22 protein-coding genes and 1 riboswitch are annotated in these 25,003 nt (G+C 58.1%); of the genes, 12 read left to right on the top strand and 10 right to left on the bottom strand.

Annotated elements, in window-relative coordinates; all coding sequences use genetic code 11:
* Positions 1-1,299 (top strand): hypothetical protein (locus N3G78_04455; GenBank protein MCX8117170.1); only part of this gene is annotated, 1,299 nt, incomplete at its 5' end.
* A 930-nt stretch (positions 1,300-2,229) separates the two neighbouring features.
* On the top strand, positions 2,230-2,640 hold the full coding sequence (locus tag N3G78_04450) for a hypothetical protein (protein ID MCX8117169.1): 411 nt from the start codon (positions 2,230-2,232) through the stop codon (positions 2,638-2,640).
* A gap of 21 nt (positions 2,641-2,661) precedes the next feature.
* Here N3G78_04450 and N3G78_04445 read toward each other — a convergent pair whose 3' ends face one another.
* The 10 genes from N3G78_04445 to N3G78_04400 all read right to left on the bottom strand — a co-directional run bounded on the left by N3G78_04445 (position 2,662) and on the right by N3G78_04400 (position 13,581).
* A complete protein-coding gene (locus tag N3G78_04445; GenBank protein MCX8117168.1) occupies positions 2,662-3,636 on the bottom strand; it encodes an electron transfer flavoprotein subunit alpha/FixB family protein in 975 nt (324 codons plus the stop codon).
* A 55-nt stretch (positions 3,637-3,691) separates the two neighbouring features.
* Entirely contained in the window at positions 3,692-4,462 is a 771-nt protein-coding gene (locus N3G78_04440; protein MCX8117167.1) for an electron transfer flavoprotein subunit beta/FixA family protein, read from the bottom strand.
* A 164-nt stretch (positions 4,463-4,626) separates the two neighbouring features.
* Complete coding sequence (locus N3G78_04435; protein ID MCX8117166.1) at positions 4,627-5,769, bottom strand: (Fe-S)-binding protein; 1,143 nt, start codon at positions 5,767-5,769, stop codon at positions 4,627-4,629.
* A gap of 3 nt (positions 5,770-5,772) precedes the next feature.
* Positions 5,773-7,719: a CoB--CoM heterodisulfide reductase iron-sulfur subunit A family protein gene (locus N3G78_04430; protein MCX8117165.1), complete on the bottom strand. Its 1,947-nt coding sequence runs from the start codon at positions 7,717-7,719 to the stop codon at positions 5,773-5,775.
* Positions 7,719-8,864 (bottom strand): acyl-CoA dehydrogenase family protein, encoded by a 1,146-nt coding sequence (locus tag N3G78_04425; protein MCX8117164.1) that lies wholly within the window; start codon positions 8,862-8,864, stop codon positions 7,719-7,721. The genes N3G78_04430 and N3G78_04425 overlap by 1 nt, the downstream gene beginning before the upstream one ends.
* A gap of 39 nt (positions 8,865-8,903) precedes the next feature.
* Entirely contained in the window at positions 8,904-10,052 is a 1,149-nt protein-coding gene (locus N3G78_04420) for an acyl-CoA dehydrogenase family protein (protein MCX8117163.1), read from the bottom strand.
* Positions 10,053-10,091: 39 nt separating this feature from the next.
* Positions 10,092-11,279: an acyl-CoA dehydrogenase family protein gene (locus N3G78_04415; protein ID MCX8117162.1), complete on the bottom strand. Its 1,188-nt coding sequence runs from the start codon at positions 11,277-11,279 to the stop codon at positions 10,092-10,094.
* A gap of 3 nt (positions 11,280-11,282) precedes the next feature.
* A complete protein-coding gene (locus tag N3G78_04410) occupies positions 11,283-11,903 on the bottom strand; it encodes a TetR/AcrR family transcriptional regulator (protein ID MCX8117161.1) in 621 nt (206 codons plus the stop codon).
* A gap of 104 nt (positions 11,904-12,007) precedes the next feature.
* A complete protein-coding gene (locus N3G78_04405) occupies positions 12,008-12,280 on the bottom strand; it encodes a 4Fe-4S dicluster domain-containing protein (protein ID MCX8117160.1) in 273 nt (90 codons plus the stop codon).
* Between the two features lie 11 nt (positions 12,281-12,291).
* Positions 12,292-13,581: an FAD-dependent oxidoreductase gene (locus tag N3G78_04400; GenBank protein MCX8117159.1), complete on the bottom strand. Its 1,290-nt coding sequence runs from the start codon at positions 13,579-13,581 to the stop codon at positions 12,292-12,294.
* A gap of 143 nt (positions 13,582-13,724) precedes the next feature.
* Positions 13,725-13,823, top strand: a riboswitch (glycine riboswitch).
* A 147-nt stretch (positions 13,824-13,970) separates the two neighbouring features.
* Between N3G78_04400 and N3G78_04395 the strand changes: the two genes are divergently transcribed.
* From N3G78_04395 to gcvT, 10 genes are all read left to right on the top strand, one after another.
* On the top strand, positions 13,971-14,411 hold the full coding sequence (locus N3G78_04395; protein ID MCX8117158.1) for a ParB N-terminal domain-containing protein: 441 nt from the start codon (positions 13,971-13,973) through the stop codon (positions 14,409-14,411).
* 54 nt (positions 14,412-14,465) lie between these two features.
* Positions 14,466-14,855 carry a glycine cleavage system protein GcvH gene (gene gcvH / locus N3G78_04390; protein MCX8117157.1) on the top strand — a complete coding sequence of 130 codons (390 nt, stop codon included), beginning with the start codon at positions 14,466-14,468 and terminating at the stop codon, positions 14,853-14,855.
* The gene (gene gcvPA, locus N3G78_04385; protein ID MCX8117156.1) at positions 14,852-16,201 is read left to right on the top strand and encodes an aminomethyl-transferring glycine dehydrogenase subunit GcvPA; all 1,350 of its coding nucleotides are present in this window, start codon (positions 14,852-14,854) and stop codon (positions 16,199-16,201) included. The genes gcvH and gcvPA overlap by 4 nt, the downstream gene beginning before the upstream one ends.
* Positions 16,202-16,229: 28 nt before the next feature.
* Complete coding sequence (gene gcvPB, locus N3G78_04380; protein MCX8117155.1) at positions 16,230-17,702, top strand: aminomethyl-transferring glycine dehydrogenase subunit GcvPB; 1,473 nt, start codon at positions 16,230-16,232, stop codon at positions 17,700-17,702.
* Between the two features lie 66 nt (positions 17,703-17,768).
* The gene (gene lipB, locus N3G78_04375) at positions 17,769-18,515 is read left to right on the top strand and encodes a lipoyl(octanoyl) transferase LipB (protein MCX8117154.1); all 747 of its coding nucleotides are present in this window, start codon (positions 17,769-17,771) and stop codon (positions 18,513-18,515) included.
* The gene (gene lpdA, locus N3G78_04370; protein ID MCX8117153.1) at positions 18,491-19,894 is read left to right on the top strand and encodes a dihydrolipoyl dehydrogenase; all 1,404 of its coding nucleotides are present in this window, start codon (positions 18,491-18,493) and stop codon (positions 19,892-19,894) included. Before lipB ends, lpdA begins: the two co-directional genes overlap by 25 nt.
* 16 nt (positions 19,895-19,910) lie before the next feature.
* Entirely contained in the window at positions 19,911-20,774 is an 864-nt protein-coding gene (gene lipA, locus N3G78_04365) for a lipoyl synthase (GenBank protein MCX8117152.1), read from the top strand.
* Between the two features lie 82 nt (positions 20,775-20,856).
* Positions 20,857-21,810 (top strand): patatin-like phospholipase family protein, encoded by a 954-nt coding sequence (locus N3G78_04360; GenBank protein ID MCX8117151.1) that lies wholly within the window; start codon positions 20,857-20,859, stop codon positions 21,808-21,810.
* On the top strand, positions 21,807-22,223 hold the full coding sequence (locus tag N3G78_04355) for a secondary thiamine-phosphate synthase enzyme YjbQ (protein ID MCX8117150.1): 417 nt from the start codon (positions 21,807-21,809) through the stop codon (positions 22,221-22,223). The genes N3G78_04360 and N3G78_04355 overlap by 4 nt, the downstream gene beginning before the upstream one ends.
* Positions 22,224-22,283: 60 nt before the next feature.
* On the top strand, positions 22,284-24,998 hold the full coding sequence (gcvT, locus tag N3G78_04350) for a glycine cleavage system aminomethyltransferase GcvT (GenBank protein ID MCX8117149.1): 2,715 nt from the start codon (positions 22,284-22,286) through the stop codon (positions 24,996-24,998).
* Positions 24,999-25,003 lie beyond the last annotated feature (5 nt).

Raw genomic sequence — 25,003 nt, 5'->3', positions numbered from 1 at the left:
CATCCGGATGAAGTGGTCATCTATGCCTCAACTCCCAATGTAGCGCCCAACGCCAACGCCGGACCTGATCAGAATGTGTTAACGGGAAAGTCTGCCCAACTCGATGGCAGTTTGAGCCATGACCCCGACCAAGGACCAAATCCACTCGGCTATCTCTGGGGTTTTGTCACAAAACCCTCCAACAGCATTCTCACTGACCGTGACATTCTCAATAGAGATAAACCCAATGCCACGTTCACTCCGGATGTCTCGGGCCTCTATGAGCTCAAGCTCATTGTAAACGATGGTGATCTCTCTTCGGAGGATACGGTTCAAATCATCGCCACCCCTCCCAATGTTTCGCCCAATGCCAATGCAGGGGAGGATCTCACCATCCACCTCGGCAAAATGGCCATTCTTAACGGATCGGCAAGCAACGACCCAGACAATGGCCCGAGTCCGCTTGCCTACCTCTGGACCTTGGTAAGCATACCGAACGGAAGCAAACTCAAAAACGAAGCCATCTCCGATGCGAATTCCGTATTGGCTTCCTTTACCCCTGATGTAGCAGGGGTCTATGTCTTGCAGCTCATGGTATTTGATGGAATCGATGCTGGATATGACAATGTGGCGGTAACTGTGATCGTCCCTCAAATCCCCCCAATCACACTTGTAGAGCTCTCGCCTTTGCCCAATGGGTTGGGATGGAATAAGAGCGATGTCACGGTCACGCTCAGAGCAACAGACCAAAGCGGAGCAGGGGTGAAGGAGATTACCTATTGGACTTCAGGGGCTCAATCTCTTCCCGTCACCACTCAGGCCGGCCATACCGTTTCTGTGCTCCTTTCGGCCGAAGGGGAGACGGCTGTCCACTATTTTGCCAGCGATCAGGCGGGAAATAGGGAGTTTCCCAAGACGGTTCTTGTCAAGATTGACAGAACCCCTCCTGTGATCACCTGCCGAGCGATGCCGAGCCTCCTATGGCCCCCGAATCACCAAATGGTCAACATCACCGTCTTGTTAAACATCCGTGACGTTCTCTCCGGAGCTCACGGGTTCCAATTGGTGAGTGTCGTCAGCAACGAACCCGACAACGGGCTTGGCGATGGAGATCGTCCCAATGACATTCAAGGCTGGGCCATTGGAACTCCTTGTATCCAGGGACAACTTCGAGCCGAACGGTCTGGAAAAGGTAAGGATCGCGTCTATACACTCACCTACAGGATTCTCGATCAGGCAGGGAATCCGGCCACCTGTGTGACGACGGTGACCGTCCCCCATGACCACCGACGGAGTGGTCAGGGGTCGGCCAAAGAATAAACAGGGGGAGTGTAAAAATTTATTAAGCTCTTTAGCCGACCCAAAAGAATCCCTTTCCCTCCAAAAGATTTCCCCTTCTATTTCAAAACGCGGGAGGATCACCTTTTATCGGCCCTGAGACAGATTCTCCTCCCTTTGCTCCCACCCTTGGGTTTATGCTCCCTCCAACTTAGGCTGCCGAAAAAGAGATCCCCTTAAAGAAGGACTTCGATGAAAGACCGGGGAAGGCCTCCCCAGGAGGCTGTAAGAGGAGGTCCATCGGCGGGGTTTCAGAAAGAGACCGGAAGGGCCCGTTAAGGACATTCGATCCCTCACCGCCACTCTTTAGGAAAGGCTCACCTTCCAAAGAATCCGGGTTCCCGGTCTGGTCCATTCTCCGTTACGTTCTGCACTGCTCCAAGAATGGCTGGGAGTGGTTGAGGCGATGCAAAGTTTCCTTATCGATGTTATGATATTATCCCATCGGACCGGATGGGTTTTCGAAACCCTGTGAGTTTTTCAACCGTTAAGGTCTGGATTGGAGTTTGGGAAGCATCTCTCTTACGACTCCTTTCCTACTTTTCTAAGGCCTAAGAAAGAGATCCTCGAGACCCATGAGATGCTATTTCATGGCTCGCCATGCCCTATCTTCCTTTGGAGGGGCAGCCCAAAGAAAATTCGGCCTGTTTTGGGAAGAGATGGGGAAGGCCCTTGGAAGGCAGTTCATGGGTGCAGAAAGAAGTTGTCGTAAAGGGGAGGCTCGGGAGGAGCTCATTAGAAGTGAAAAAGGATCCCTGCCAGAGAAATTCTTTCAGGGCCAAGAGGGGGAGACGTGAGAGGAAACGGCCCGAGAGAATATTTTAAAATGAATAGGGTATGGCCTGAATTCCCGCGGTTTAGGAGGTCAAGGGGGAGCCTCCCTTTTCAACGTCAGAAGGGTCCTCCAAACGGATGAAGAGAGCCCCTTGGTCGTCTCGCACCGTTCTCAGATATGCCCTTTTTCAGATCCCGAGCCTGTTGCTTCTGGTCCTCATCCTATGGGGGGTTCAGAAACATGTCGATCTTCCCCCCTGGTTTTTCTGGGGGGTCCTGCTCGCCTGGGTGGCCAAAGATGCCTTCCTCTTTCCCTTTGTCTGGAGAGCCTATGACCGAAGTCTGGAAAGGAGCTCGCAGAAGATGATCGGACAAAAAGGCGTGGCGAAGGAACGATTGAACCCGTCAGGTTATATCTTTATACGCGGTGAACTATGGAAAGCGGAAATCGTCGAGGGGTCTCCTCCTGTCGAAGAGGGAGAGACCGTCAGGGTCGAAGGAACCCGGGGACGGGTCCTGCTCGTCCGGAAGGAGGAGTCCACGGGATGACGTTTGAATTCTAAAGGCCTCTTATCTCCAACCCTTGATCTTCTCTTTTAAAACCGGAATCACCTTCTGAAAATCCTCTACGATCCCGTAGTGGGCCACGCTGAAGATGGGGGCCCGGGGGTCTTTGTTGATGGCGATGATGGTCTCCGACCCCTGCATGGCCGTCACGTGCTGGAAGGCCCCGCTGATCCCTACGGCCAGATAGATCTTCGGCTTTACCGTCTTGCCCGAAATTCCCACCTGTCGTTCCTTGGGAAGCCAGTTCCGATCGACCACGGGCCTGGAGCAGGCGATCGTGCCTCCCAAATGTTTCGCCAGCTCTTCGAACATCGGGATATGCTCCGGGCCACCGATGCCCTGACCGATCGAGACGAGGATCTCGGCCTGGGCGATGTCTTCACCGGTCACAGGGGCTTCGACGTAATCGATAAACCTCTTCGCATCCGAGGTTCCTTGAAGGGGTGAAGATTCCACCACGATCCCCCCTCGCGATTCGGCCGGCAATTTTGGGGGGAAGACCCCCGGTCGGATCGTGGCGAGGTAACCCTTCGAGGGTCTCAGAGCGACCCTCGCATGGACTTTCCCCCCATAAATGGATCGGGTGGCCTTCAGCCCTCCCTCCTCGATGGAGAGGCCGATACAATCGGTCGCCAGGGGATAATCCATCTCCACGGAGAGGCTTGGGGCCAGGTCCATCCCGAAAGCGGAATGGGCCATTAAGAGAAGGGCGGGTTCATATCTCGAGAGGAGATGAGAGAGCGTCTTCTGATAAGGGATGGAATTAAAATGCCCGAGGTTCTCATCCTCGACCACGAGCACCTTCGAGGTCCTCCTCGATAGATCCTCGGCCAGATCTTTGACCCCGTTGCCCAGGAGAACCGCGGTCACAGAGCCTCCCTTTTCTTGGATCAAGCGTTCTCCCAGCCCGATCATCTCGTAGGTGATCTCCCGGACCTTTCCCTGCCTGTGTTCGACCAATACGAATATCTCGGTCATCCTTCTCCTCCGGTCGATGAAGATCCGAAATTGGAATTCCCGTCTCGCGGATGGTTCAATTCCCCTTCTTCTTTTTGAGGATCTCCGTCAACTGATCCACGACCTCCTCCGGAGAGCCTCTCAAAAACTCGGCCATCCTTCCCGCAGGAGGAAAGGCCACCTCTTCGATCGTTGCGTCAAGGGAAGCGCTCGGAACCGTTCCGATCTCATCCAAGGTCAACTCCCTTGTCTCTTTCTCCTCCGCCTCGAGGATGGCGGTCAAGGAGACATATTTGGGTTCGTTGATCCCGGTCTGAATCGTCAAGACGGCTGGGAGCCTTACCTCGAGAAGCTCCTCCAAACCTCCTTCGAGCTCTCTTCGGACCCTGGCCTTTCCCTCGGCGACCTCGATGTGGGTGACGATGGAGGCATGGGGAATCCCCAAGATCTGGGCGAGGGCGACCCCGACCTGACCCCAGCCATCGTCCTCCGCCTGGACGCCCGTCAGGATGAGATCGAAGGGTTGGGTCTGGATGGCCTTCGAAAGGATTTCAGCGATGAGCCGGCCGTCGTTCGGAAGGGGCTCTTCGATCCGGACCGCCCTGTCCGCACCCATGGCCAGACATCTCGTCAACACCTCCTTCGACTCCTCAGGCCCAACGGTCATCACCACGACCTCGCCTCCGAGCTCCTCCTTCAATCGGACGGCCTCGCGAACGGCATAACCGTCCCAGTCGTTGAGGGCGAAGACCAGGTGGTCCTTCTTAATATCCTTCCCGTCCTTCTCGATAATGATGTCCGCCTCGGCCGTCTTCGGGACCCGTTTGACACAGACGACGATGTTCATGGGAACCTCCCGTTGGATCAGGGATCCGGATTTGGAATCTCTGAAACGGAAACCCGTTTCAAATTTCGGGATTCAACGTTTCTAAACCCTCTGGTTCGGAAGCGTTTGAATCGGGTCCTTTGGGACTTTTTCGAAATGGGGATTTCCTCCTTCGAGTTTGGGGCCTATTGGGGCCCCATGGATTCCGCGATAAGCTCCGCAATATCTTTTACAACAACCTGTTCTGTTAGGCCAGAGGTTTTAACGGAATCTTCGAAGGTCAGAAGGCAGAAGGGGCAGGCTGTGGCGAGGATCGTTGCGCCCACAGCCAGGGCCTCTCGAATCCGGATCTCGGCGTTTCTTCTCCCTTCTGTCCCCCCTTCCGTCCACATCCGCCCTCCCCCTCCCTCGCAACAGAGGCTTCTCTCCCTCGACCTCTCCATCTCCCTGTATTCATATCCTGGGAGCGAGGAGAGGATCTTTCTCGGCTCTTCGAAGACCTTGTTCTGCTTGCCCAGAAAGCAGGGGTCATGGTAGGTGATCGGCCTCTGGATCCCCTTTGAAAAGGAGAGCCTTCCGGCCTCGATGAGATCGGTGAGGATCTGGGTGTAGTGGAAAACGGGAAGGTTCAAGTCCGGATATTCGTTCTTAAAGGCATGGTAACAGTGCGGAGAGGTCGTGATGATCCTTTTGACCCCCAGCTTCCTGAAAAGGGCGGTGTTGTCCTTGGCCAATTTTTTAAAGAGGGTCTGCTCGCCCATCCTGCGGATCTCATTTCCACAGCAGGTCTCTTTCTTTCCCAAGATGGCGAAATCGAACCCCGCCCGTTGGAAGATCCTGACGAGCGAGGTGGCCACGGTCTGGACTCTGGGATCGTAGGAGGGTGCGCAGCCGACGTAGTAAAGCGTCTCGGAAGTCTCCTCGCCGAAGACCTTCACGCCGAGGTCCTTGGCCCAATCGGCCCTTCGATCTCGGAACCTCCCCCAGGGGTTGCCCTGCAGCAAGGTATTTTCAAGGGCATCCCGGACCGTCGAGGGAACTTCTCCCCGATTGGCGAGGAGGCTTCTGATCCCCAGGATCAGCTCGACGTTCTTCACCCCGGAGGGGCATCGCAGACTGCACGTGGAACAGGTGGTGCAGGCCCATAATTCCTGTCGCTTCGAGAGGGAATGGAAATTTTCCGTGAAGACGGTCTCCCGGACGAGCCTTCTCATATTGAGAGGAGAACGATATTTGACCGGACACCCGCCGGTGCAAGTTCCGCACTGGATGCAGAGGGTGAGCTGGTAATCTTTCAGGAAACTTTTGGGATCTATTTTCATCGCCATGGGTCAGGAGGAGAGCGCCTCCACCTCCGAAAGGACCTGGAGCGGGGTGAAATGGTTCTGCCTGGCCGCCTTGTTTGGACAAATCGCGGCACAGGCCCCGCAGCCCTTGCAGAGGGCCTGGAGGACCGAGGAGATTCTCTTGGCCTCGAGAAATTCGATCGCCCCGTGAGGGCAGATCTCGATGCACAATTTGCAGCCGGCACATCGTTCGGGGTCGATCGTGGCGGTGGTCGGTTCGATCTCGATCTCCCCCCGATTCAACAGGCTCATCACCTCGGCAGCGGCCGCAGAGGCTTGGGCCACCGTATCCGGGATGTCTTTCGGGCCCTGGCAGCATCCCGCAAGGAAGATGCCCTCGACCTGTGTCGCCACCGGCCTGAGCTTGGGGTGGGCTTCGAGAAAGAAGCCCTCCGAACTCCGACCGATCCCGAAGACCTGGGCCACCCGCTCGGCATCGCGGCGGGGGGTCAATCCCGTACCCAAAACGACCATGTCGACGGAGACCTCCAGAGGCGTCCCCAGGAGGGTATCCTCAGCGGCCACCACCAAACGACCCTCTCTCTTGAAGACCTCCGAGCCCTTTCCCCGGATGAAGTAGATCCCCTCTTCCCGGACCCTCTTGTAGAACTCCTGATAACCTTTTCCGAAGGCGTTGATGTCGATATAGAACTCGTAGACCTCCGCGCCGGTCTTCTCCTTGGCCAGGTGGGCCTGCTTCATCGAGGCCATACAGCAGATCCTCGAACAGTGGAGATTGGCATTTTCGTCTCGACTTCCGATGCAGTGAAGAAAGGCGATGGCTTTGGGGACGGTCCCGTCAGCCAAACGGATCTCCCCACCCGTGGGACCCGAGGGGCTGGAGAGCCTTTCGAACTGAAGCCCTGTGATGACGTTCTCATAGACCCCGTATCCATACTGGGGGAGGTGACGGGGGTCGAAGGGGTCATAGCCGGTGGCCAGGATGATGGCACCTACCTCCCTCTCCACCTCTTCCTCTCGCTGTTCAAAATCGATGGCCCCTGCCTTGCAGGCCTCGACACATGACTTTTTGCACTTCCCCCTGCTCAAAAAGAGGCAGTTCTCCCGGTCCACGACCGCTTTTAAGGGAACGGCCTGAGGAAAGGGGATGTAGATGGCCTTTCGTCTGGACATCCCCTCTTCGAACTCGGAGGGGACACCCTTTTTCAAGACGCAGGCCTCCACGCAGTCCCCACAGCCCGTGCATCGGCCGGCGTCGACGAAAGTGGGATGCCTCTTAATCTTGACCCTGAAATTGCCGACAAAGCCCGTCACCTCCGTCACCTCGGAGTGGGCCAGAAGCTCGATCCTCCGATGTCTCGCCACCTCCACGGTCTTGGGGGTGAAGATGCAGGAGGAGCAGTCGAGGGTGGGGAAGGTCTTGTCGAGTTGGGCCATGTGTCCGCCGATGGAAGGGGCCTTCTCGACCAGGATCACCTTCATCCCCCCTTCGGCCACGTTCAAGGCGGCCTGAATGCCCGCGATCCCCCCTCCGACGATGAGGACCGAAGGCTTGATGCCGAATCTTCTCGGGGTGAGCGCCTCCTGAGCGAGAACCCTGGCCAGGGCAGCCCTCAAGATATGGCCCGCTTTCTCCGTCGCCCTCTCCCGATCGGAATGGACCCAGGAGCACTGTTCACGGATGTTGGCGATATGGAGGAGATAGGGATTGATCCCTTCCGAGGCCAGGAGGGTTCTGAACGTGGCCTCATGCATCCGGGGGGAACAGGCCGCGATGACGACCCTTTCCACTCCCTCCTCCCGGATATCCTTTTTGATGAGGTCCTGGCCCGGATCCGAACAGAGGTAGCGATAATCGCGGGCGATCCCAACTCCGGGAAGGGTCCTGGCCAGGCGGACGAGGGCCTCGCAATCGACCGTGGCGGCGATATTCGTTCCGCAGTGGCAGATATAGATGCCGACCTTCTTCATCAGACCCCGAGCATCTTGCGGCCGATCATCATCTTGTCGATCTCCTTCGTGCCCTCGTAGAGTTCGAGGATCTTGGCCGCCCGATAGAAACGTTCGATGGGATAATCCTCAAGGTAGCCATAGCCGCCGTGCATCTGGAGGGCCTCGTCGACCACCCGCACGGCCACGTTGCAGGCCCACCATTTCGCCATGGCCGCAAGCTGAGGGTCCACATGGCCTCGATCGAGGTTCCAGCAGGATTTGTGGACGAGGGTTCGAGCCGTCTCGATGAGGGTCGCCATGTCGGCCACCTTGAACTGGGTGGCCTGGAAGGAGGCGATCGACTTCCCAAACTGTTTTCTTTTCTTGACGTAGTTGATGGCCTGTTCCATGGCCCCCTGGGCCAGCCCCACCCCGTGAGCCGCCACGTAGGATCGGGAGTGGTCGAAAAATTTCATCAACTGGAGAAAGCCGTTTCCTTCGGTCCCGACCAGGTTCTCCTTCGGCACCCTGACATTGTTGAAGTAGATGTTGGCCGTATCCGAGGCGCGGATGCCCATCTTGCGATGGATTTTATCGGCCTTATATCCCGGCCTGTCCGTCTCCACCAGGAGGATGCTATGGCGTTTCGTCTTCGAGGTCTCCTCCGGGTGGGTGAGGCAGTAGACCAGGATGAAATTGGCCACGGTCCCGTTGGTGATCATCACCTTGTTGCCGTTGATCACGTATTCCTCTCCCTCCTTTTTGGCGGTCGTGGAAGCCGAGGCCGTGTCGCTTCCGGCCTCCGGTTCGGTGATGGAGAAGCCCATGATCTGCTCGGCCTTGACCAGCCGGGGGAGGTATTTCTTCTTCTGCTCCTCCGATCCGAAGAGCTGCAGTTCCTCGGCGCCGAAGGTGACCGAGGAAAAGACCTGGCCCAGCCCTGGGTCGACCCTCCAGAACTCCTCAAGGATGATGGCGTGTTCCAGAAACCCCAGGCCGAGGCCTCCGTACTCCTTTTTGATGAAGACGCCGATGAAGCCGAGCTGGGCCGCCTTCTTGAGGAGGTCCCTGGGGAAGTCCTCTTTCAGCTCGCACTCCTGTGCCACCGGAGCCACTTCCCCTTCGGCGAACTCCCGGACGGCCTGCCGGATCTGTCTCTGGCGGTTCGTCAATTCGAAATCCATCTCGTCCTCCTTCTAAACGCAGGATGGCAAGTCCGAGGCTCAGAGTTTTCCGAGAATCTGGGCGGCCACGGTATTCCGTTGAATCTGGCCCGTGCCTTCGAGGAGCCAGGCGGCCAGGGCATCTCCTAAGTAGCCGGCGATGAACTGTTCCTCGAACAGCCCGTAGCCCGCAAAGATCTGCATGGCCTTCAGGCTGACGTCGATCGCCGTGAGGGTGCATTTGACTTTGGCCTGGAGGCAGGTGGCCAGATCCATCTTGCCCTGATCGATCAGCCAGACCGCCTTGTAGGCCAGAAGGGCAGCCGACTCGATCTCCTCGGACATCTCGACGATCATGTGCGAGATGTTCTGGAACTTCCCGATCTTCTGGCCGAACTGCTCCCGGGTTTTCGAATGCTGCAGGGCCCGATCATAGACCCCTCTGGCCAGGCCGATGGCCTCGTTGGCGATCTCCGCCCTTCCCTCGTTCAGGGCGCCCATGATGTAGGTGAAGCCATGGTTCTCCTTGCCCAGGAGATTCCGTTTGTGGACCTTGACGTCCCGGAATTCGATGCTGCAGGAGGAGGTCGTCTTTAACCCGATCTTGTCTCCGAGATCGATGGCGGTGACACCGGGCTGGTCCCTCTCGACGATGAAGCCGCTGATGCCCCGATAAGGAGGGGCATCCGGATCGGTCTGGGCGAAGACGGTGTAGAAGTCGGAGATGTCGGCATTGGTGATGAAGATCTTGCTTCCGTTGAGGATGTATTCATCGCCCTTTCGCTCGGCCCGGGTGTCGAGATATCGGATATCGCTTCCGTGGTTGGGTTCGGTCACCGCGATGGAGGCCACGGCCTCCCCTTTGGTCAATCGAGGGAGGTACCTCTTCTTCTGCTCCTCGTTTCCATACCTGAGAAGGGCCTTGGCCGGGATGGAGCCGAGGCTCAGGGCCATCCCGACCCGATGATCGTAGCGGATCATCTCCTCCATGATCAGGCAATAATCGAGAAGGGGTAACCCCTGACCTCCGAGGTCCTTCGGGTAGTAGGAGGCGAGATAACCGTGCTGGCCCGCTTTCCGGTAGATCTCCCAGGGAAATTGCTTCTTTTTGGCCAGCTCGAGGGTGACGGAAGGGTCGCACTCCCCTCTCATAAATTCCCTGACGGCCTCTTTTAAGAGCCTCTGCCTGGGGGTCAAACTGAAGTCCATGACATCCCTCCCTGTCGGGGCGGCCTCTCAAACCTTCCTTTAAACTTTGATCGACCTGCCCAGTTGCTCCTTCAGGATCTGGCGCGAGATCACCAGCCTCTGAATCTGATTCGTCCCCTCGAAGATCTGCGTCAGTTTGGCGTCCCGGAACATCCGGTCGAGGGAAGAGGCCTTCATCGAACCGAATCCGTTCAACATCTGAAAGGCATCGATCATCTCGGTGGTGATCTTCATCGCCGCGTCGGCGGCAAAGCACTTGGCCATCGAGGCCAGTTTCGTGTTGCTCAATCCTTCATCGTTCAGCAAAGCGGCCCGATAGATGAGCCCCCGGGAGGCCTCGACGAGGATGGCCGATTCCGCTATGAGGGATTGGAGGATCGGGAGTTCTTTGAGGGAGACCTCCCCCTGGAGTTTCTCCCTCAATGAGGTGAGAAGGGTCTCCAGGGCCCCTTCGGCGATTCCCAGGGCCTGGGCGCCGATGGCGGGCCTGGACATGTCGAAATCCTTCATGGCGATCAGAAAGCCTTCCCCTTCTTCGCCTAAGAGATTTTCGGCAGGGACCTCCACCTCGTCGAGGAAGACCTCGGTCGTGTTGGATCCCCGCTGTCCGAGCTTTCGCTCCGTCCTCCCGATCGAAAGACCCTTGGAGCCCCTTTCGACCAAGAAAAAGGAACACTTCCCACGCTCCGGAGAGGTGCGGGCGAGGACGGAGTAGAGCTCGGCCACGCCCCCGTTGGTTGAAAAGCACTTCGATCCCTTGAGGAAATACCGATCGCCCACCTTCCTGGCCGTCGTCTGGATGCCCGCCACGTCCGAACCCGAAGAGGGTTCGGTCACCAGGTAGGCCACCAGTTTTCTTCCTTCGCTCATTTGAGGCAGGTATTTCTGTTTCAAGGCCGGGGAGCCGCCATGAAGGATCGGAAAGCTTCCGACCGCCTGGATGATGAGGAGGAGCGCGGAGGAGGCGCAATACTTGGCGATCTCCTCCACGGCGATGCAAAGGGCCGTGGTTTTATACTGAGCCCATCCCCCGAATTCTTCCGGATAGGTGAGGGTGAGGAGCCCCCGATCCCAAAGAAGGGATTCCACTTCGCGATTGAAGAACTCCTCCTCATCGACCAGAGAGGCCTGGGGGGCGATCTTCTCTTTGGCCAGTTGGTGAACCTCATCGCGGAAACGCCTTAATTCGTCGGTCGGAAGGAGATCCCTTGGATCGAGCGTCGTCATCTCTTAATCCCTCTCCATCTGTTGTTTATACCCGGTGAGCCCCACGCAGAGGATGGTCCCGATCATTTCGGAAAGCTCCTCGGGAACGATCGGCCCTTTGGGATGATACCAGTAGTAGATGCCGTTGCAGGTTCCGAAGAGGATGAAGGCGAGGGCCTTCAGCCGTTCCTTTTCGATCCTGCCTTCGAAGAGGGCGTAGAGGACTTGGCTGACGATTCGGTGATACTGCCTTTCCTTCTCTGCGATCACCTTGAAATATTCAGCGGGAAGGAGGTGGGCTTCGTGGATGACGGTCTTGGCTTCTGAGAGGTAGCGGGTGTAAAACGTGATGTGACGGGAGATGAAGTATTTGAGCCTTTCAGAGGGATCTTCAAACCGGTTCAGCTCATCCTCCAGCCCCCTCAGCAGGAGGTCCATGAATTTCGAGGCGATGAAGAAGAGGATCTCGTCCTTGCTCGAGAAGTAGTGATAGATACCCCCTTTGCTTAAATGGGCCGCAATCGAGATGTCGTCCATGCTCGTCTCAAGATAACCCTTTTCATTGAAGAGCCGAGCGGCGGCCTTGGCGATCTTTTCCTTTTTTTCCCTCTCTTTGAAGTTTGCTTCCTTGGTTTCGATTTCCATTGTTATTTCAAAAAGATATTTTTAGAAAAAAACCGACCGTCTGGTTGAAATCCGATCGGTCGGTCGAATATTAACCGAACCGCCCCCGTCTGTCAAGGGCCCGGTTATCCAAAACGGTACTGGACCCCATAGCCCCCTTTCGGATAATGCCATTTAACCGAGCCGTAGATGCAGGCGATCATGCAGGTGCCGCACTCGAGACATCCCGCGTATTCCACGACCATCTCCCCCTTTTCGTTCAGGGAATATAGGTTGGCGGGACAGGCATAGATGCAGAACCTCTCCTTGCAGGCGTGGCAGATCTTCTGATCGAGAAGGATATGGGTCTCCTGGTCGTTTTTAATAGCATCGAGGGCCAGTTTCTCGGTGATCTTCATCGGCTGCCTCCTTAGATCTTTCTGAACAGCCACCAGTCTCTCAGCGTGTCGAAATTGAAGAAAGCCTTCTTCAGTTCGGCCATTTTGGTCTGATAGAGCCTTTCTTTGGGGCCTTCGTCCACCCAAAAGATCTTTTCGAAGAGATCGCAGATCACCTGCGGATACTTTTCGAAGAGCCTTCGATTCTCCAAGACCAGGGGGATCTCCTTGAAGGTATTCATCTCCCTCAGGATGAAACTCTCCCTGAGCATCCTCTCATATTCGGAGAGGGAGGAGGCGGAGAAGTCGTTTCTCTCCTTGGCCCTCTTGATGGTCCGGCCTGCCAACACGCCGGAGACGATGGCATACTCCATTCCCCTGACGGTAAAAAGCATATTGAGTCCCAGACCCGCGGCATCGCCTACGACCAGCATCCCGTCGGTGAAGAGCTTGGGCATGAGATGGATCCCGCCCTCGGTCACGAGATGGGCCGAATATTCTAAGGTCTCGCCCCCTCTGATCAGGGGCCGGATCTCGGGACGGTCTTTGAAGCGATCGAGGAGTTGATAGACCTCTTGGCGGGGTTCTTTCTGGTTGAGGGAGGCAAGGCCAATGACCAGGCCGAGGGAGAGGGTGTCCCGGTTGGTATAGAGGAAGCCTCCGCCCATCATCCCCTCGGTGAGGGAGCCGAAGAAGAGCCGGGCCATCCCTTCCCCTTCGGCCAAACCGAATCGGTCCTCGATCGTGGCCGAACCGAGGCGGATCACCTCCTTAAACCCCACGCCGAAATGTTTGGGATGGAACGGAGCTCGAAGCCCAGCCTTCTCCGCGAGAAAGGAGAGGATGCCATCGGCCGCCACCACGCAATCGGCCCCGATCTCTTCATCGCCGGATTTCACCCCGATCACTTTCCCATTCTCCTTGATCAGATCGTCCACCGCCTTCTGGGGGATGACAAAGGCCCCTCTTTCGGTGGCGAGATCGGCCAGCCATCGGTCGAAGGTGGCCCTGAGGATCGTGTAACTGGGGTAAGGCTTTTCATGGAAGCGATCGCTATAAAAGTCGAAGGTGATCGAGCTCTGCTTGCCCAGGGCGGTGAAGCTCTCCTTTGTCACGTGTCGTTCGAAGGGGGCGTCCTTCCAAATATCGGGAAGATAGGGAAGGATCGGTCGGAGATAGAGCCTGCCTCCGGTCACATTCTTACTGCCCGGGAAATCTCCTCGCTCCAGGACGAGGATGGTCATCCCCGAGTCGGCCAGTTCATAAGCACAGGAAAGCCCGGCCAGGCCTCCACCCACGATGATCACATCGACCTTCTCCATCTATCTCACCTCACCTGCGGGGTCGTCCTGAACCTATTTCTACCCTATTTGCCCCTTTTTATCAAACGGAAACCTCGGGCCGAGGGTCAGGGGCTCCCAAACATTCGGCTTGACATCGAAAGAGGTTTGAAACAGAATATCGATTAAGGGTTACAGGAGAGATCCCTCGGAAGGGACGCCGAAGGGGCAAGTTCCGAGCTTTTCGGAAGGAAACTCTCAGGCAAAAGGACTGTAACCCAGCTGACCCCTGGAAAGCTCCCGCCTTCGCCTGTAGAGGACCGACGATGGTACGGAGGAGGGGACACCGACGGGGACAAATCCCTCAGAGGGATAATCTCTCAGGTCAAAAGACAGGGGGAGGGAGATCGGGATTCGATTGCCCTCCCCCTGTGCTGTTTCTGGCGGAGCCGAGGATGGTGGAGGTCGTCTACCTCAGCATTGACTCACTGAGAGAACATGAGGAGATTCGACCTCAGTACCTCGAGGAGCTGAAGAACGAAATCCTCTCCGATGGGATCCTCAAAATGCCCATCGCTGTGGATCGCCACACCTACATCATCCTGGACGGGCACCATCGTCTCCACGCCTTGAAAAGGATCGGGTGTAAAAGGATCCCAGCCATCTTGGTCGATTACCGCTCTCCCGAGATCGAGGTCCTTCCTTGGCGGGAGGGCGAGGTGATCACCAAAGAGATGATCATCCATACCGCCCTGAGCGGCAAGAGGATGGCTCCCAAGACGTCCAGACATATGGTCCGGGTGGAAGGGGAGTTGAGACACATCTCCTGCCTCGAGGTGACGATCAACGTCCCGCTGGAGGAGTTGAAATAGGCCCGGTTCAGGGGGCGGCAGACGCCCAAGAGTTCAACGACAGGAGGAGAGAGCATGAACTTCCCCGAAGACCTGCTCTACACGGAAGAGCATGAATGGGTGAGAGACGATGGGCGACTCGCGACCGTGGGGATCACGGACTATGCCCAGAGTCAATTGAAGGACATCGTCTATGTCGATCTCCCGGAGGTCGGCGCAGAATTCAAGAAAGGGGAGACGATGGGGGCGGTCGAATCGGTCAAGACCGTTGCGGATGTCTATGCGCCGGTCTCGGGGAGAGTGGTCGAAAAGAATCACGAATTGAAAGACCATCCAGAATGGGTCAACAGCGATCCTTACGGTCGGGGGTGGTTCCTCCGGATGGAGCCTGAGGATCGGGAGGAGCTCAAAGGCCTCCTCACCGCAGAGGCCTATCGAGGAAAGATCTTGGAGGAGAACGCATGAAGCGTCCCCATCGCTACCTTCCCCAGACCGAGGCAGAGGTCCGGGAGATGCTCGAGACGATCGGCGTCGATCGCCTCGAAGACCTCTTCGAGGCCATTCCGAGACCGTATCGGCTCAACGAGCCCTTGGACCTTCCTGAGCCCCTTTCCGAAAAGGATCTCCTGGGCCATCTCGAAGGGCTTCAAGGAAGTCGCCCCATTCGTTTTCTCGGGGGCGGGGCCTACCACCATTTTATCCCCGCCGTGGTCTTTCACCTCGCCTCCCGCTCCGAGTTCTACACCGCCTATACCCCATATCAGCCCGAAATCAGTCAGGGCACGCTCCAGGCCATCTACGAGTACCAGACCCTGATGTGCCAACTGACCGGGATGGAGGTGTCGAATGCCTCCATGTATGACGGCGCCTCGAGCCTGGCTGAGGCGGTCCTGATGTCCCATCGCATTACGGGAAGGAGAAAGATCCTGATCTCGGAGGCCGTCCATCCGGAATACCGTCAGGTCGTTAAGACTTATCTCTATCCGGAGCTGGAGGGGATTGTTCCGATTCCCTATCTTAGGGGGGAAGGCAGGACGGACATGGAGAGCCTCCTCCGCCATCTCGACCAGGACGTCAGCGCGGTCATCCTCCAGAATCCCAACTTCTTCGGCGTCGTTGAGGACCTTTCTTCGATCGGGGAGAGGGTCCATCAGGCAGGGGGGCTTCTGATCGTCACCTTCTCCGAGGCGATCGCCTATGGCCTCCTGAGGCCGCCCGGCGAATTCGGGGCGGATATCGTGGCCGGCGAAGGTCAAAGCCTCGGCCTTCCCCTCTCCTTCGGCGGCCCTTATCTCGGCATCTTCACCACCCGCGAGAGGTTCGTCCGGAGCATGCCCGGCCGTCTCGTTGGGGAGACCGTCGATCTTGAGGGAAGGCGGGGTTTCGTCCTCACGCTGGCGACCCGGGAGCAGCATATCCGTCGGGAGAAGGCGACCTCCAACATCTGCACCAATGAGGGGCTCTGTGCCCTGATGGCCACGATCTTCCTTTCCTGCCTTGGAAAAGAGGGATTAAAGGAATTGGCCTGGATCAACCTGAGCAAGGCCGAGTACCTCAAGAAGAGGGTTTCTCGGATGGGGCGATGCCGCCTGGCCTTCTCCGGTCCCACCTTCAATGAATTCGTCCTGGAGGTGGAGGAGGAGCCGGAGCAGATTCTCCATCGGTGGCAGGCCGAGGGGATCTTGGGCGGATTGCCTCTGGCCCGTTTCTACCCGGAGCTGGATCGTCACCTCCTCGTCACGGTGACGGAGATGAATACGAGGGAGGAGATCGATCGGTGGGCGGAACTCCTCGAAGGGGAACTCCGGTGAGTCCTCTTGGCCTTAAAGAGGGAGAACGATGAGGGATAACGGTCTTCTGCAGGAGGAGCCTTTGATTTTTGAGCAGGGGAGCGAGGGGAGAAGGGGCGACTCCCTTCCGGCATGGGATGTGGAAGCCGTGGAAAAGGAATCTTGCATCCCCTCCCATCTCTTGAGGGGAGAGATCGAAGGCTTTCCTCAACTGAGCGAGGTGGAGGTCGTCCGCCATTTCACCCGCCTCTCTCAGTGGAATTACGGGGTGGACAGCGGATTCTATCCTCTGGGTTCCTGTACCATGAAGTACAACCCGAAGGTGAACGAAGAGATTGCGAGGATGAAGGGGTTTTCCGAGCTCCATCCCTATCAAACCGAGGAACAGATCCAGGGTGTTCTCAAACTTCTCTACGACCTGGGGAGATTCCTTGCCGAGATCGTTGGCATGGATGAGGTCACCCTCCAGCCGGCTGCCGGGGCCCATGGAGAGCTGACCGGTCTGATGATGATCCGGAAGGCCTTGGTCGAGCGGGGCGAAGGTCGTAAGAAGATCTTGGTTCCGGACACGGCCCATGGAACGAACTGCTCCACCTCGACCCTCGCCTCCTTTCAGATGGTCGAGCTCAAATCGAACGAGAGAGGAATCCTCAGTCCGGAGCAGGTGGCCCGCTTGATGGACGAGGATGTGGCCGCCCTGATGGTAACCAACCCGAACACCCTCGGGCTCTTCGAAGAGCACCTTCCGGAGATCGCGGAGATCGTCCACCGCAAGGGAGGATATGTCTACTGCGACGGCGCCAACCTGAACGCCCTGATGGGCATGGTCAAGCTGGGCGATCTGGGGATCGATATGGTTCACCTCAACTTACACAAGACCTTCTCCACGCCCCATGGAGGAGGGGGTCCTGGGGCAGGTCCGCTGGCGGTCAAAAAGGAACTCGCCCCCTACCTGCCCGTCCCGGTGATCCAAAAGGAGGGACAGCGGTATCGCTTCGATTATGACCGACCCAAAAGCATCGGAAAGGTGAAGGCCTTTTATGGAAATTTCGGGGTGGCCCTGAAGGCCTATGCCTACATCCTTTCCATGGGGGCCGACGGTCTCAAAAGGGCGAGCCAGATGGCGGTCCTGAATGCCAACTACCTCATGAAGAGGCTGAAAGGAACTTACCACCTCCCCTACGACCGTCTCTGCATGCACGAGTGCGTCTTCACCGACCGATATCAGGAGAAGCACCGCGTCTCGACCCTCGACATCGCCAAGCGACTGATCGACTATGGGTTTCACCCGCCCACGATCTATTTCCCCCTCGTGGTGAAGGGAGCCCTCATGATGGAACCGACGGAGACGGAGAGCAAGGAGGGGCTTGACCGTTTTGTCGAGACGATGCTCACCATCGCAAGGGAGGCCGAGGAAAACCCGGAGCTTCTCCGGCAGGCTCCGACGAAGGTGAAGACGAGGAGGCTTGACGAGGTGTTGGCAGCGAGGAGGCCGAAGCTGAGATGGACTCCCAATCCCTGAGATCGAAAGCGGCGTTCGAACCTGCGCCTCCTTCGAGATTCGATATTGGGAGGGAGGGGTCCTCCGATGGAGCCTAAGGGATACGTGGTCGACCTCGGCCTGATGGCTTATGGAGAGGCTTGGGATCTTCAACATCGGCTCTGGTCGATGCGGGTCGAGGGCCGGCTGCCGGATCTGCTGCTCCTCCTCGAGCACCCCCACGTGATCACCCTCGGCCGCCGGGGAGACCTCGCCCATCTGCTCGTCTCGCCGGAGGTCTTAGAGGCCTTGGGGATCCCCGTCTTCCACACGGACCGCGGAGGGGATGTCACCTATCACGGTCCTGGCCAACTGGTTGCCTATCCGATCTTCGGTCTGAGGCACTATGGTTACCGTCTCCATCCCTATGTGAGCCAACTGGAAGAAGTGGTCCTCGCCGTCCTGAGGGATTTCGGGATCGACGGCAAGAGGGATCCTTCCCATCGCGGGGTATGGGTCGGTGGGGAGAAGATCGCCTCGGTCGGTGTGGCCATCAAACGTTGGGTCTCCCTCCACGGGTTGGCCTTGAATTATGAGACCGACCTAAAATATTTCAACCTGATCCACCCCTGTGGCCTCGAGGGTCAAGGGATGACTTCGATGGCGAAGATCCTCAAGGAGTCGGTCTCGAGGCAGAGGTTGGTGGAGCGGTTCTCTTTCCGTTTCAAAGAGGCCTTTCCAAAGGAATGGGAGGAAAAAGGACCGGACGAGCTCCTCGGGACCCCTGAGGGCAGAGAAACGTTGAGCCTTCCTCCGACACTGGGACGCCCATGGACTCGAAGAGAATCATCGTGATCGGTGGCGGGCCGGGCGGCTACGTGGCCGCGCTTCGGGCCGCGCAATTGGGAGCAAAGGTGAGCTTGATCGAGAGGGAGAAGATCGGCGGGACCTGTCTCCACCGGGGATGTATTCCCACCAAGACCCTTCTCCACGAAGCCAAGCTCCTTGGCGCCATCAAGAGATCTCCGGTGTTTCGAAAGGCCTGCTCGATCGATCCTTCCGAGGTCTTTGGGGCGATGAGGGAGCGGAAGGCGAGGGTGATCGAGGAGCTGACCAAAGGGGTTGAAGGACTGCTCGAATCTCATCGGGTTTTGGTGAGAAGAGGCCGGGCTGATCTTCTGAGCTCCGACCGGGTGGCCCTCTTTCCTCGGGAGGGGGGAGAGGAGAGGCTCGAAGCAGACGCAATCATCCTCGCCCCGGGATCGAAGGCGAAGGAGCTCCCCCATATCCCCCATGACGGAGTCAAGGTCCTTCACAGCGACGAGGCCCTGGAACTTACCGACCTGCCCAGGCAGATGGTGATCCTCGGAGGGGGTTACATCGGCGTGGAGTTCGCCACCCTCTTCAACCTCTTAGGGACGAAGGTGACGGTGGTCGAGATCCTCGATACGATCCTTCCAGGCCTGGAGGGCGAGCTGGTTCGGCATCTCAGCCGTTTCATGGAGCGAGACGGGATCAGGATCTTGACCCGGTCCTCCGTCGAAGAGGTGACATCCGATGGGGAGGGATTGAGGCTTCTGCTTCGGACGCCTCAGGGGCTCGAGGAGGCAGTCACCGAGAAGTTGTTGGTGGCCGTCGGAAGGGTCGCCCGGCTGGAACAGGACTTCTCGAAGGTGGGCATCGAGGTCTCTCCAAAGGGAATCAAGGTCGGGTCGAGCATGGAGACGACCCTCCCCCGTGTCTATGCGGTCGGAGACGCCACCGGAGGGGTCATGCTGGCCCATGTGGCCATGGAGCAGGGGATTTTGGCGGCCGAACATGCCCTGGGGCTTCCGAGGGAGTGGGAATCGCCTCCCATACCCCTCTGTATCTTCAGCCTTCCCGAGGTGGCCTCCATCGGTTTGACCGAGGCCGAGGCCAAAAAGAGGGGAGAGGTCAAGATCGGCCGCTTTCCTTTCCGGTCCAATCCGAAAGCCGTCCTTTCCGGAGAGACCGATGGCCTGATCAAGGTGGTCGCAGACCGCGAGGGAGGAGAGATCCTCGGGATCCACATCGTCGGCCCAGAGGCGACCCTTCTCGTCTCCTGGGCTTCGGCGATGTTGGGAAGGAAGCTGAGGGAGGCCGCCCAATTCATCCAGGCCCATCCCACCCTTCCGGAGGCGCTGAGGGAGGCCTGTCTGGATGCGGAGGGCTTGGCGCTTCACCTCCCCAGACCCTTACACCCCAAACGATAGGCTGAGGCCATCGCCCATGGTCAAACCCCCTTGGCTGAAGAAGCGACTTCCTCCCTATCCGGATCTTCTGAAGGTGAAAGGCCTTCTTGAGAGGACCGCTCTTCACACGGTCTGCGAGGAGGCCCGCTGTCCCAACCTCGGCGAATGCTTTTCACAGGGCACCGCCACGTTTTTGATCCTGGGGGAGATCTGCACGAGGGACTGTGGGTTCTGTGCGATTCGTCACGGCATCCCCTCTCCTCCGGAAGAAGACGAGCCCGAGCGGGTTGCCCAGGCCGTGGCCCAGATGGGCCTCCGCTATGCGGTCATCACCTCCGTCACCCGCGACGACCTGCCAGACGGGGGGGCCTCTTTCTTTGCGAGGACGATCGAGGCGATCCGGAGGAAGGACCCTGCCATCGGCGTCGAAGTCCTCATCCCGGATTTTCGGGGAGACCTCTCTTCCCTCGAGCGGGTGCTCGGGGCCTCGCCCGATGTCCTCAATCACAATCTCGAGACCGTCCCCCGGCTTTATCCCATGGTCCGACCGCAGGCCGACTACGGGCGCTCTCTTTGCCTATTGAATCGATCAAAAGACCTCTCTCCTCAAATCCTCACCAAATCGGGCCTCATGCTCGGCCTGGGGGAGAGACCCGAAGAGGTTCGGGACGTGATGAGAGATCTCCGGGAGGCGGGATGCGACCTCCTGACCATCGGCCAGTATCTCCAGCCCCGTATCGACCGTCTCCCCGTTAGGAGGTATCTCCCTCCTGAGGAGTTCGAACGGTATCGACAGATGGGCATGGAGATGGGTTTTCGGGCGGTGGCCTCGGGCCCCTTCGTGAGAAGTTCCTTCCATGCCTCCGAGATGCTCGCATCGGTCGGCCTCCGATTCTCTTAACCCCTCCTCCCCTAAAGAGGCCTTGCTAATTCCCCCCGCAGTGATATATTTTTGAACGAATCTTTTAAAGAGACCTCTGGCCATGGAATCGGGCCTGGAGGGTGGATGTCTTAAAAAGGCCGCGGAGGTGAGGAAATCGGAAATGAAGCGATTCATCTATTTCTCGTCAGGGATATTTCTCCTATGTCTGATGGCCTGCACGGTGAGGGAGACCCAACCTCCCCCGGTGGTCGAACCCCTCCCCAGGCCGGCTAAGATCGCCCTGGTCTTGGGGGCGGGGGCCTCCAAGGGATTTGCCCATGTCGGGGTGCTCAAGGTCCTCGAGACGAACAAGGTCCCCGTCCATCTGATCGTCGGAACGAGCGTGGGCAGTGTGGTCGGAAGTTTCTACGCCTATGGGCTTAGCGGTTTTGACCTCCAAAGGTTGTCCTTTACGATTGAGCAGAAGGATATCGTGGACCTCGTCTTGCCCGAGAACGGGTTCATCCGAGGAGACAAACTGGAAGAGTTCGTCAACCGCACGGTGAAGCATACGCCGATGGAGAGGTTGAAGATCCCTTTTTATGCCGTGGCCACGGAGATCCAGAGCGGTCAGGAGACCGTCTTTGGCAAAGGAAACACCGGCCAGGCGGTGAGGGCCAGCTGTGCCATCCCCGGGGTTTTCAGACCGGTCAAGATCGGGGAAAGATTCTATGTCGATGGCGGGGTGGTCAGCCCCGTGGCCGTTGAGGCGGCCAGGCGACTGGGGGCGGATGTGGTCATCGCCGTGGACATCTCGGCCAGTTCGGAGCGGACCCCCCCTACGCACACGATCGAAACGCTCCTTCAGTCGATCACCATCATGTATTCGAAGCTGGCCGCAATTCAACTGTCGCAGGCCGATGTGGTGATTCGGCCGAAGGTGGGCTACATCGGGTCTGCCGACTTCTCGAAGAGACACGAGGCGATCTTGGAGGGAGAAAAAGCGGCCACCGAGGCCCTTCCGAAGATCCTCGAGATCCTCAACCGACTTCGAATCGAAAGGAGGCTGGAATGAAGTCCTACCGGAAGGAGCTCTGGTTCGAGGTGCCCACGCGGAGGGCCTTTATCAACATCACCCCGGAGGTCGCCACCTGCCTCCGGGAGAGCGGGATTCGCGAAGGGTTGGTCCTCGTCAATGCGATGCACATTACGGCCTCCGTCTTCATCAACGACGACGAGCCCGGCCTTCATCACGATTTCGAGGTCTGGCTTGAGAGGCTGGCGCCTCATGAGCCGGTGAGGCAGTACCGGCACAACATCGGAGAGGACAATGCGGATGCCCATTTGAAGAGGCAGGTGATGGGCAGGGAGGTCGTCGTGGCCGTGACCGAGGGGAGGCTCGATTTGGGCCCCTGGGAGCAGATCTTTTATGGCGAGTTTGATGGAAGGAGGAGGAAGCGGGTCCTGGTGAAGATCATCGGGGAATGATCCCTGTCGATAAATGTGTTAGAGAGAGGCATCGAAGACCGGGACAGAAAGGATGAACCCATGGGAAAAGAATTGAAACGCACCCCCCTCCATGCTTGGCATAAGGAACACGGGGCGCAGATGGCGGAATTTGCGGGTTGGGAGATGCCCATCTCCTATCCGGGGGGGATCATCGAGGAGCACCTGGCGACCCGGAAATACGGGGGGCTCTTTGATATCTCCCATATGGGGCGCTTCCTGATCTACGGAGAGGAGGCCATCCCTTTTCTTCAGCAGGTCCTGACGAACAACGTCCTGGCCCTGGAGCACGGCATGGCCCAGTACACCTTGATCCAGAACGAATGGGGCGAGGCCATCGACGATGCCTATCTCTACCGGCTCGACATGGGGAACCTTCCCTCGGAGTCGAGATACCTTCTGGTGGTCAACGCCGCCAATCACACGAGGGACTGGAACTGGCTCATCGAACATAAGAGGCGGTTTCGAGGGGTGGTTCTCGAAGATCGGAGCGAAGCGATGGGGATGATTGCCCTCCAGGGTCCCTCGACGAAGAGGGTGCTCGAGAAGCTCGTCATCGAAAGCCATTCGAAGCTTCCCGATCCCTGGAGAAACCGGTTGAGGGTCTGCGAGATCGAGGGGGTTCGGGTGGCGGTCACCATCTCGCGGACCGGATATACGGGAGAGCCGATCTGCTTCGAACTCTTTTCCGAGAGCGAGAAGATCAGGATGATCTGGGAGGCCATCCTTGCCGCGGGAGAGCGAGAGGGGATCGTGCCTGTGGGGTTGGGGGCAAGGGATACCCTGAGGATCGAGGCGGGCCTTCCCCTCTATGGGCACGAACTGGGGACGGACCAGGAGGGGAAAGAGATTCCCATCTTCGCCGTCTATTCGGCGGGTCTGGCCGTCAGCTTCTCTCCCCTGAAGGGGGAGTTCATCGGCAGGGCTGCCCTCCGAAGGCAGTTCGAGGAGTTGAAGGCGAGGGCAGAAGGGCAGCTCCTTCCTCCCCGCGAGAAACAGGCCGTCCCGAGGAGGATCGTCCCCTTCGCGGTCTGTGGTGGGGAGGGCAGACAGGCCATCGCAAGGCCGGGCGCAGAGGTCACGATCGACGGCCGGAGCGTCGGTTTTGTGACCAGCGGGACGCTGATCCCATACTGGCATTTCTCGGACGAGGGGATCCTCTCCAGACCTACGGAAGACAGAGGGATGAGGGCGATCGGATTGGCCTATATCGATGCCGAGTTTGAAGCGGGACAGAAGGTGGAGATCCGACAGAAAGGAAAGACGTTTGAGGGGGCTATCGTGGAGAAACACCTCTCCGGAGAGGCTCCTCCTTATGCCCGTCCCATCCTGCTTTCCAAAAAGACCCAGGCCCGGGGAGAGGCCGAAAGGGATTTCAGAACGCGGGCCAAGCGGTTGGTCGAAAAGGCGATCGACAACACCCGTTGGCGCCAGAAAGAGACGATCAACCTTATCCCCTCGGAGCAGACGGTTTCGCCTCTGGTCAGGCTTCTCACCATCATGGACCCCTCGCACCGCTACGGGGAGCACCGGGTGGTGAAGGCCCTGGGGGAGAGGGACATCTTCTATTACCAAGGGACGAGACTGATCGCAGAGGTGGAAGCCTTGCTCGTTGAGGAGATGCGCCGTTTCCTCGGATGTTCCGAGGTCGAGGTGAGGGTGATCAGCGGCCAGATGGCCAACACCGCCGTCTTCAGCGGCATCGTGGACTTCCTCAATCGGTTCGACCGAAAGAGCGAGCCTCGAAGGATCCGGAAGGTGATGAATCACCATCTCGGGAGAGGAGGGCATCTCAGCGCCCAGCCCATGGGCGCGCTCAGGGATTTCGTCGCCATCGATCCCTTGACCGAGCGGCCTTCGGTCGTCCCTTTTCCCGTGCTGAAGGACGATCCCTATCAGATCGACCTCGTCAAGACGGAGGAGTTGATCGATGTCCATAAACCCGAATTGATCATCCTCGGAAAGAGCATGGTCATTTACCGAGAGCCCGTGAGGGAGATCGTCCGGATGGCCTCAACCCTGAAGCCGAGGCCGATCATCCACTACGATATGGCCCATGTGCTCGGGTTGATCGGGCCCTATTTTCAGGAGCCCTTCGAAGAGGGGGCAGATCTCGTCACCGGGTCGACCCACAAGACCTTCTTCGGTCCCCAGCGGGGAGTGATCGGAAGCAACATGTCCGAAGGGACGCCTTACGAAGACCTCTGGGAGGCCATTGTCCGAAGGGTCTTTCCGGGCAGTGTCAGCAATCACCACCTCGGGACCCTCTTGGGATTGCTCATGGCCGCTTACGAGATGAACGCCTTTAAGGAAGAGTATCAGAAGGCGGTTCTCTCCAATGCGAAGGCCTTTGCGCGGTCCCTGAGGGAACAGGGGATCATGGTGGAGGGCGATCCGGAAAAAGGATACACCGAGACCCATCAGGTGATCGTCCGGGTCGGTTATGGGAAAGGACCTGTCGTGGCCGAGCAGCTGGAGCGGAACAACATCATCGTCAACTACCAGGCCGCCCCTGACGACGAGGCCTTCACTGCGGCCAGCTGTCTGAGGATGGGGGTTCAGGAGATGACCCGTTTCGGGATGAAGGAGGAGGACTTCGGACAATTGGCCGAGTTGTTGGCCGAGGTGATCCTTTATGGTCGGTCGGTGGCCGAGGAGGTGGTCCGGTTCCGGAAGAGATTTGCCGAGGTGAGATACTGTCTTTCGGAGTCGGAAGCCAAAGCGATGGTGCAGGGTCTGCTGGAGGCAGTCGTGTGAAAATC

The organism is Thermodesulfobacteriota bacterium (assembly GCA_026415035.1).
GTDB lineage: Bacteria > Desulfobacterota > BSN033 > BSN033 > UBA1163 > RBG-16-49-23.
This window is presented reverse-complemented; position numbering and strand designations above follow the sequence as displayed.

What these genes read in the sequence shown, in the direction of transcription:
- N3G78_04435 (MCX8117166.1), bottom strand. Translation starts at nt 5,769, where the DNA reads ATGGCGATGAAAATAGATCCCAAAAGTTTCCTGAAAGATTACCAGCTC.
- N3G78_04450 (MCX8117169.1), top strand. Translation starts at nt 2,230, where the DNA reads ATGAAGAGAGCCCCTTGGTCGTCTCGCACCGTTCTCAGATATGCCCTT.
- N3G78_04430 (MCX8117165.1), bottom strand. Translation starts at nt 7,719, where the DNA reads ATGAAGAAGGTCGGCATCTATATCTGCCACTGCGGAACGAATATCGCC.
- lipA (MCX8117152.1), top strand. Translation starts at nt 19,911, where the DNA reads ATGGTCAAACCCCCTTGGCTGAAGAAGCGACTTCCTCCCTATCCGGAT.
- lipB (MCX8117154.1), top strand. Translation starts at nt 17,769, where the DNA reads ATGGAGCCTAAGGGATACGTGGTCGACCTCGGCCTGATGGCTTATGGA.
- N3G78_04360 (MCX8117151.1), top strand. Translation starts at nt 20,857, where the DNA reads ATGGAATCGGGCCTGGAGGGTGGATGTCTTAAAAAGGCCGCGGAGGTG.
- N3G78_04425 (MCX8117164.1), bottom strand. Translation starts at nt 8,864, where the DNA reads ATGGATTTCGAATTGACGAACCGCCAGAGACAGATCCGGCAGGCCGTC.
- gcvPA (MCX8117156.1), top strand. Translation starts at nt 14,852, where the DNA reads ATGAAGCGTCCCCATCGCTACCTTCCCCAGACCGAGGCAGAGGTCCGG.
- gcvH (MCX8117157.1), top strand. Translation starts at nt 14,466, where the DNA reads ATGAACTTCCCCGAAGACCTGCTCTACACGGAAGAGCATGAATGGGTG.
- N3G78_04445 (MCX8117168.1), bottom strand. Translation starts at nt 3,636, where the DNA reads ATGACCGAGATATTCGTATTGGTCGAACACAGGCAGGGAAAGGTCCGG.
- N3G78_04440 (MCX8117167.1), bottom strand. Translation starts at nt 4,462, where the DNA reads ATGAACATCGTCGTCTGTGTCAAACGGGTCCCGAAGACGGCCGAGGCG.
- N3G78_04355 (MCX8117150.1), top strand. Translation starts at nt 21,807, where the DNA reads ATGAAGTCCTACCGGAAGGAGCTCTGGTTCGAGGTGCCCACGCGGAGG.
- N3G78_04405 (MCX8117160.1), bottom strand. Translation starts at nt 12,280, where the DNA reads ATGAAGATCACCGAGAAACTGGCCCTCGATGCTATTAAAAACGACCAG.
- N3G78_04415 (MCX8117162.1), bottom strand. Translation starts at nt 11,279, where the DNA reads ATGACGACGCTCGATCCAAGGGATCTCCTTCCGACCGACGAATTAAGG.
- lpdA (MCX8117153.1), top strand. Translation starts at nt 18,491, where the DNA reads ATGGACTCGAAGAGAATCATCGTGATCGGTGGCGGGCCGGGCGGCTAC.
- N3G78_04420 (MCX8117163.1), bottom strand. Translation starts at nt 10,052, where the DNA reads ATGGACTTCAGTTTGACCCCCAGGCAGAGGCTCTTAAAAGAGGCCGTC.
- N3G78_04410 (MCX8117161.1), bottom strand. Translation starts at nt 11,903, where the DNA reads ATGGAAATCGAAACCAAGGAAGCAAACTTCAAAGAGAGGGAAAAAAAG.
- gcvPB (MCX8117155.1), top strand. Translation starts at nt 16,230, where the DNA reads ATGAGGGATAACGGTCTTCTGCAGGAGGAGCCTTTGATTTTTGAGCAG.
- gcvT (MCX8117149.1), top strand. Translation starts at nt 22,284, where the DNA reads ATGGGAAAAGAATTGAAACGCACCCCCCTCCATGCTTGGCATAAGGAA.
- N3G78_04400 (MCX8117159.1), bottom strand. Translation starts at nt 13,581, where the DNA reads ATGGAGAAGGTCGATGTGATCATCGTGGGTGGAGGCCTGGCCGGGCTT.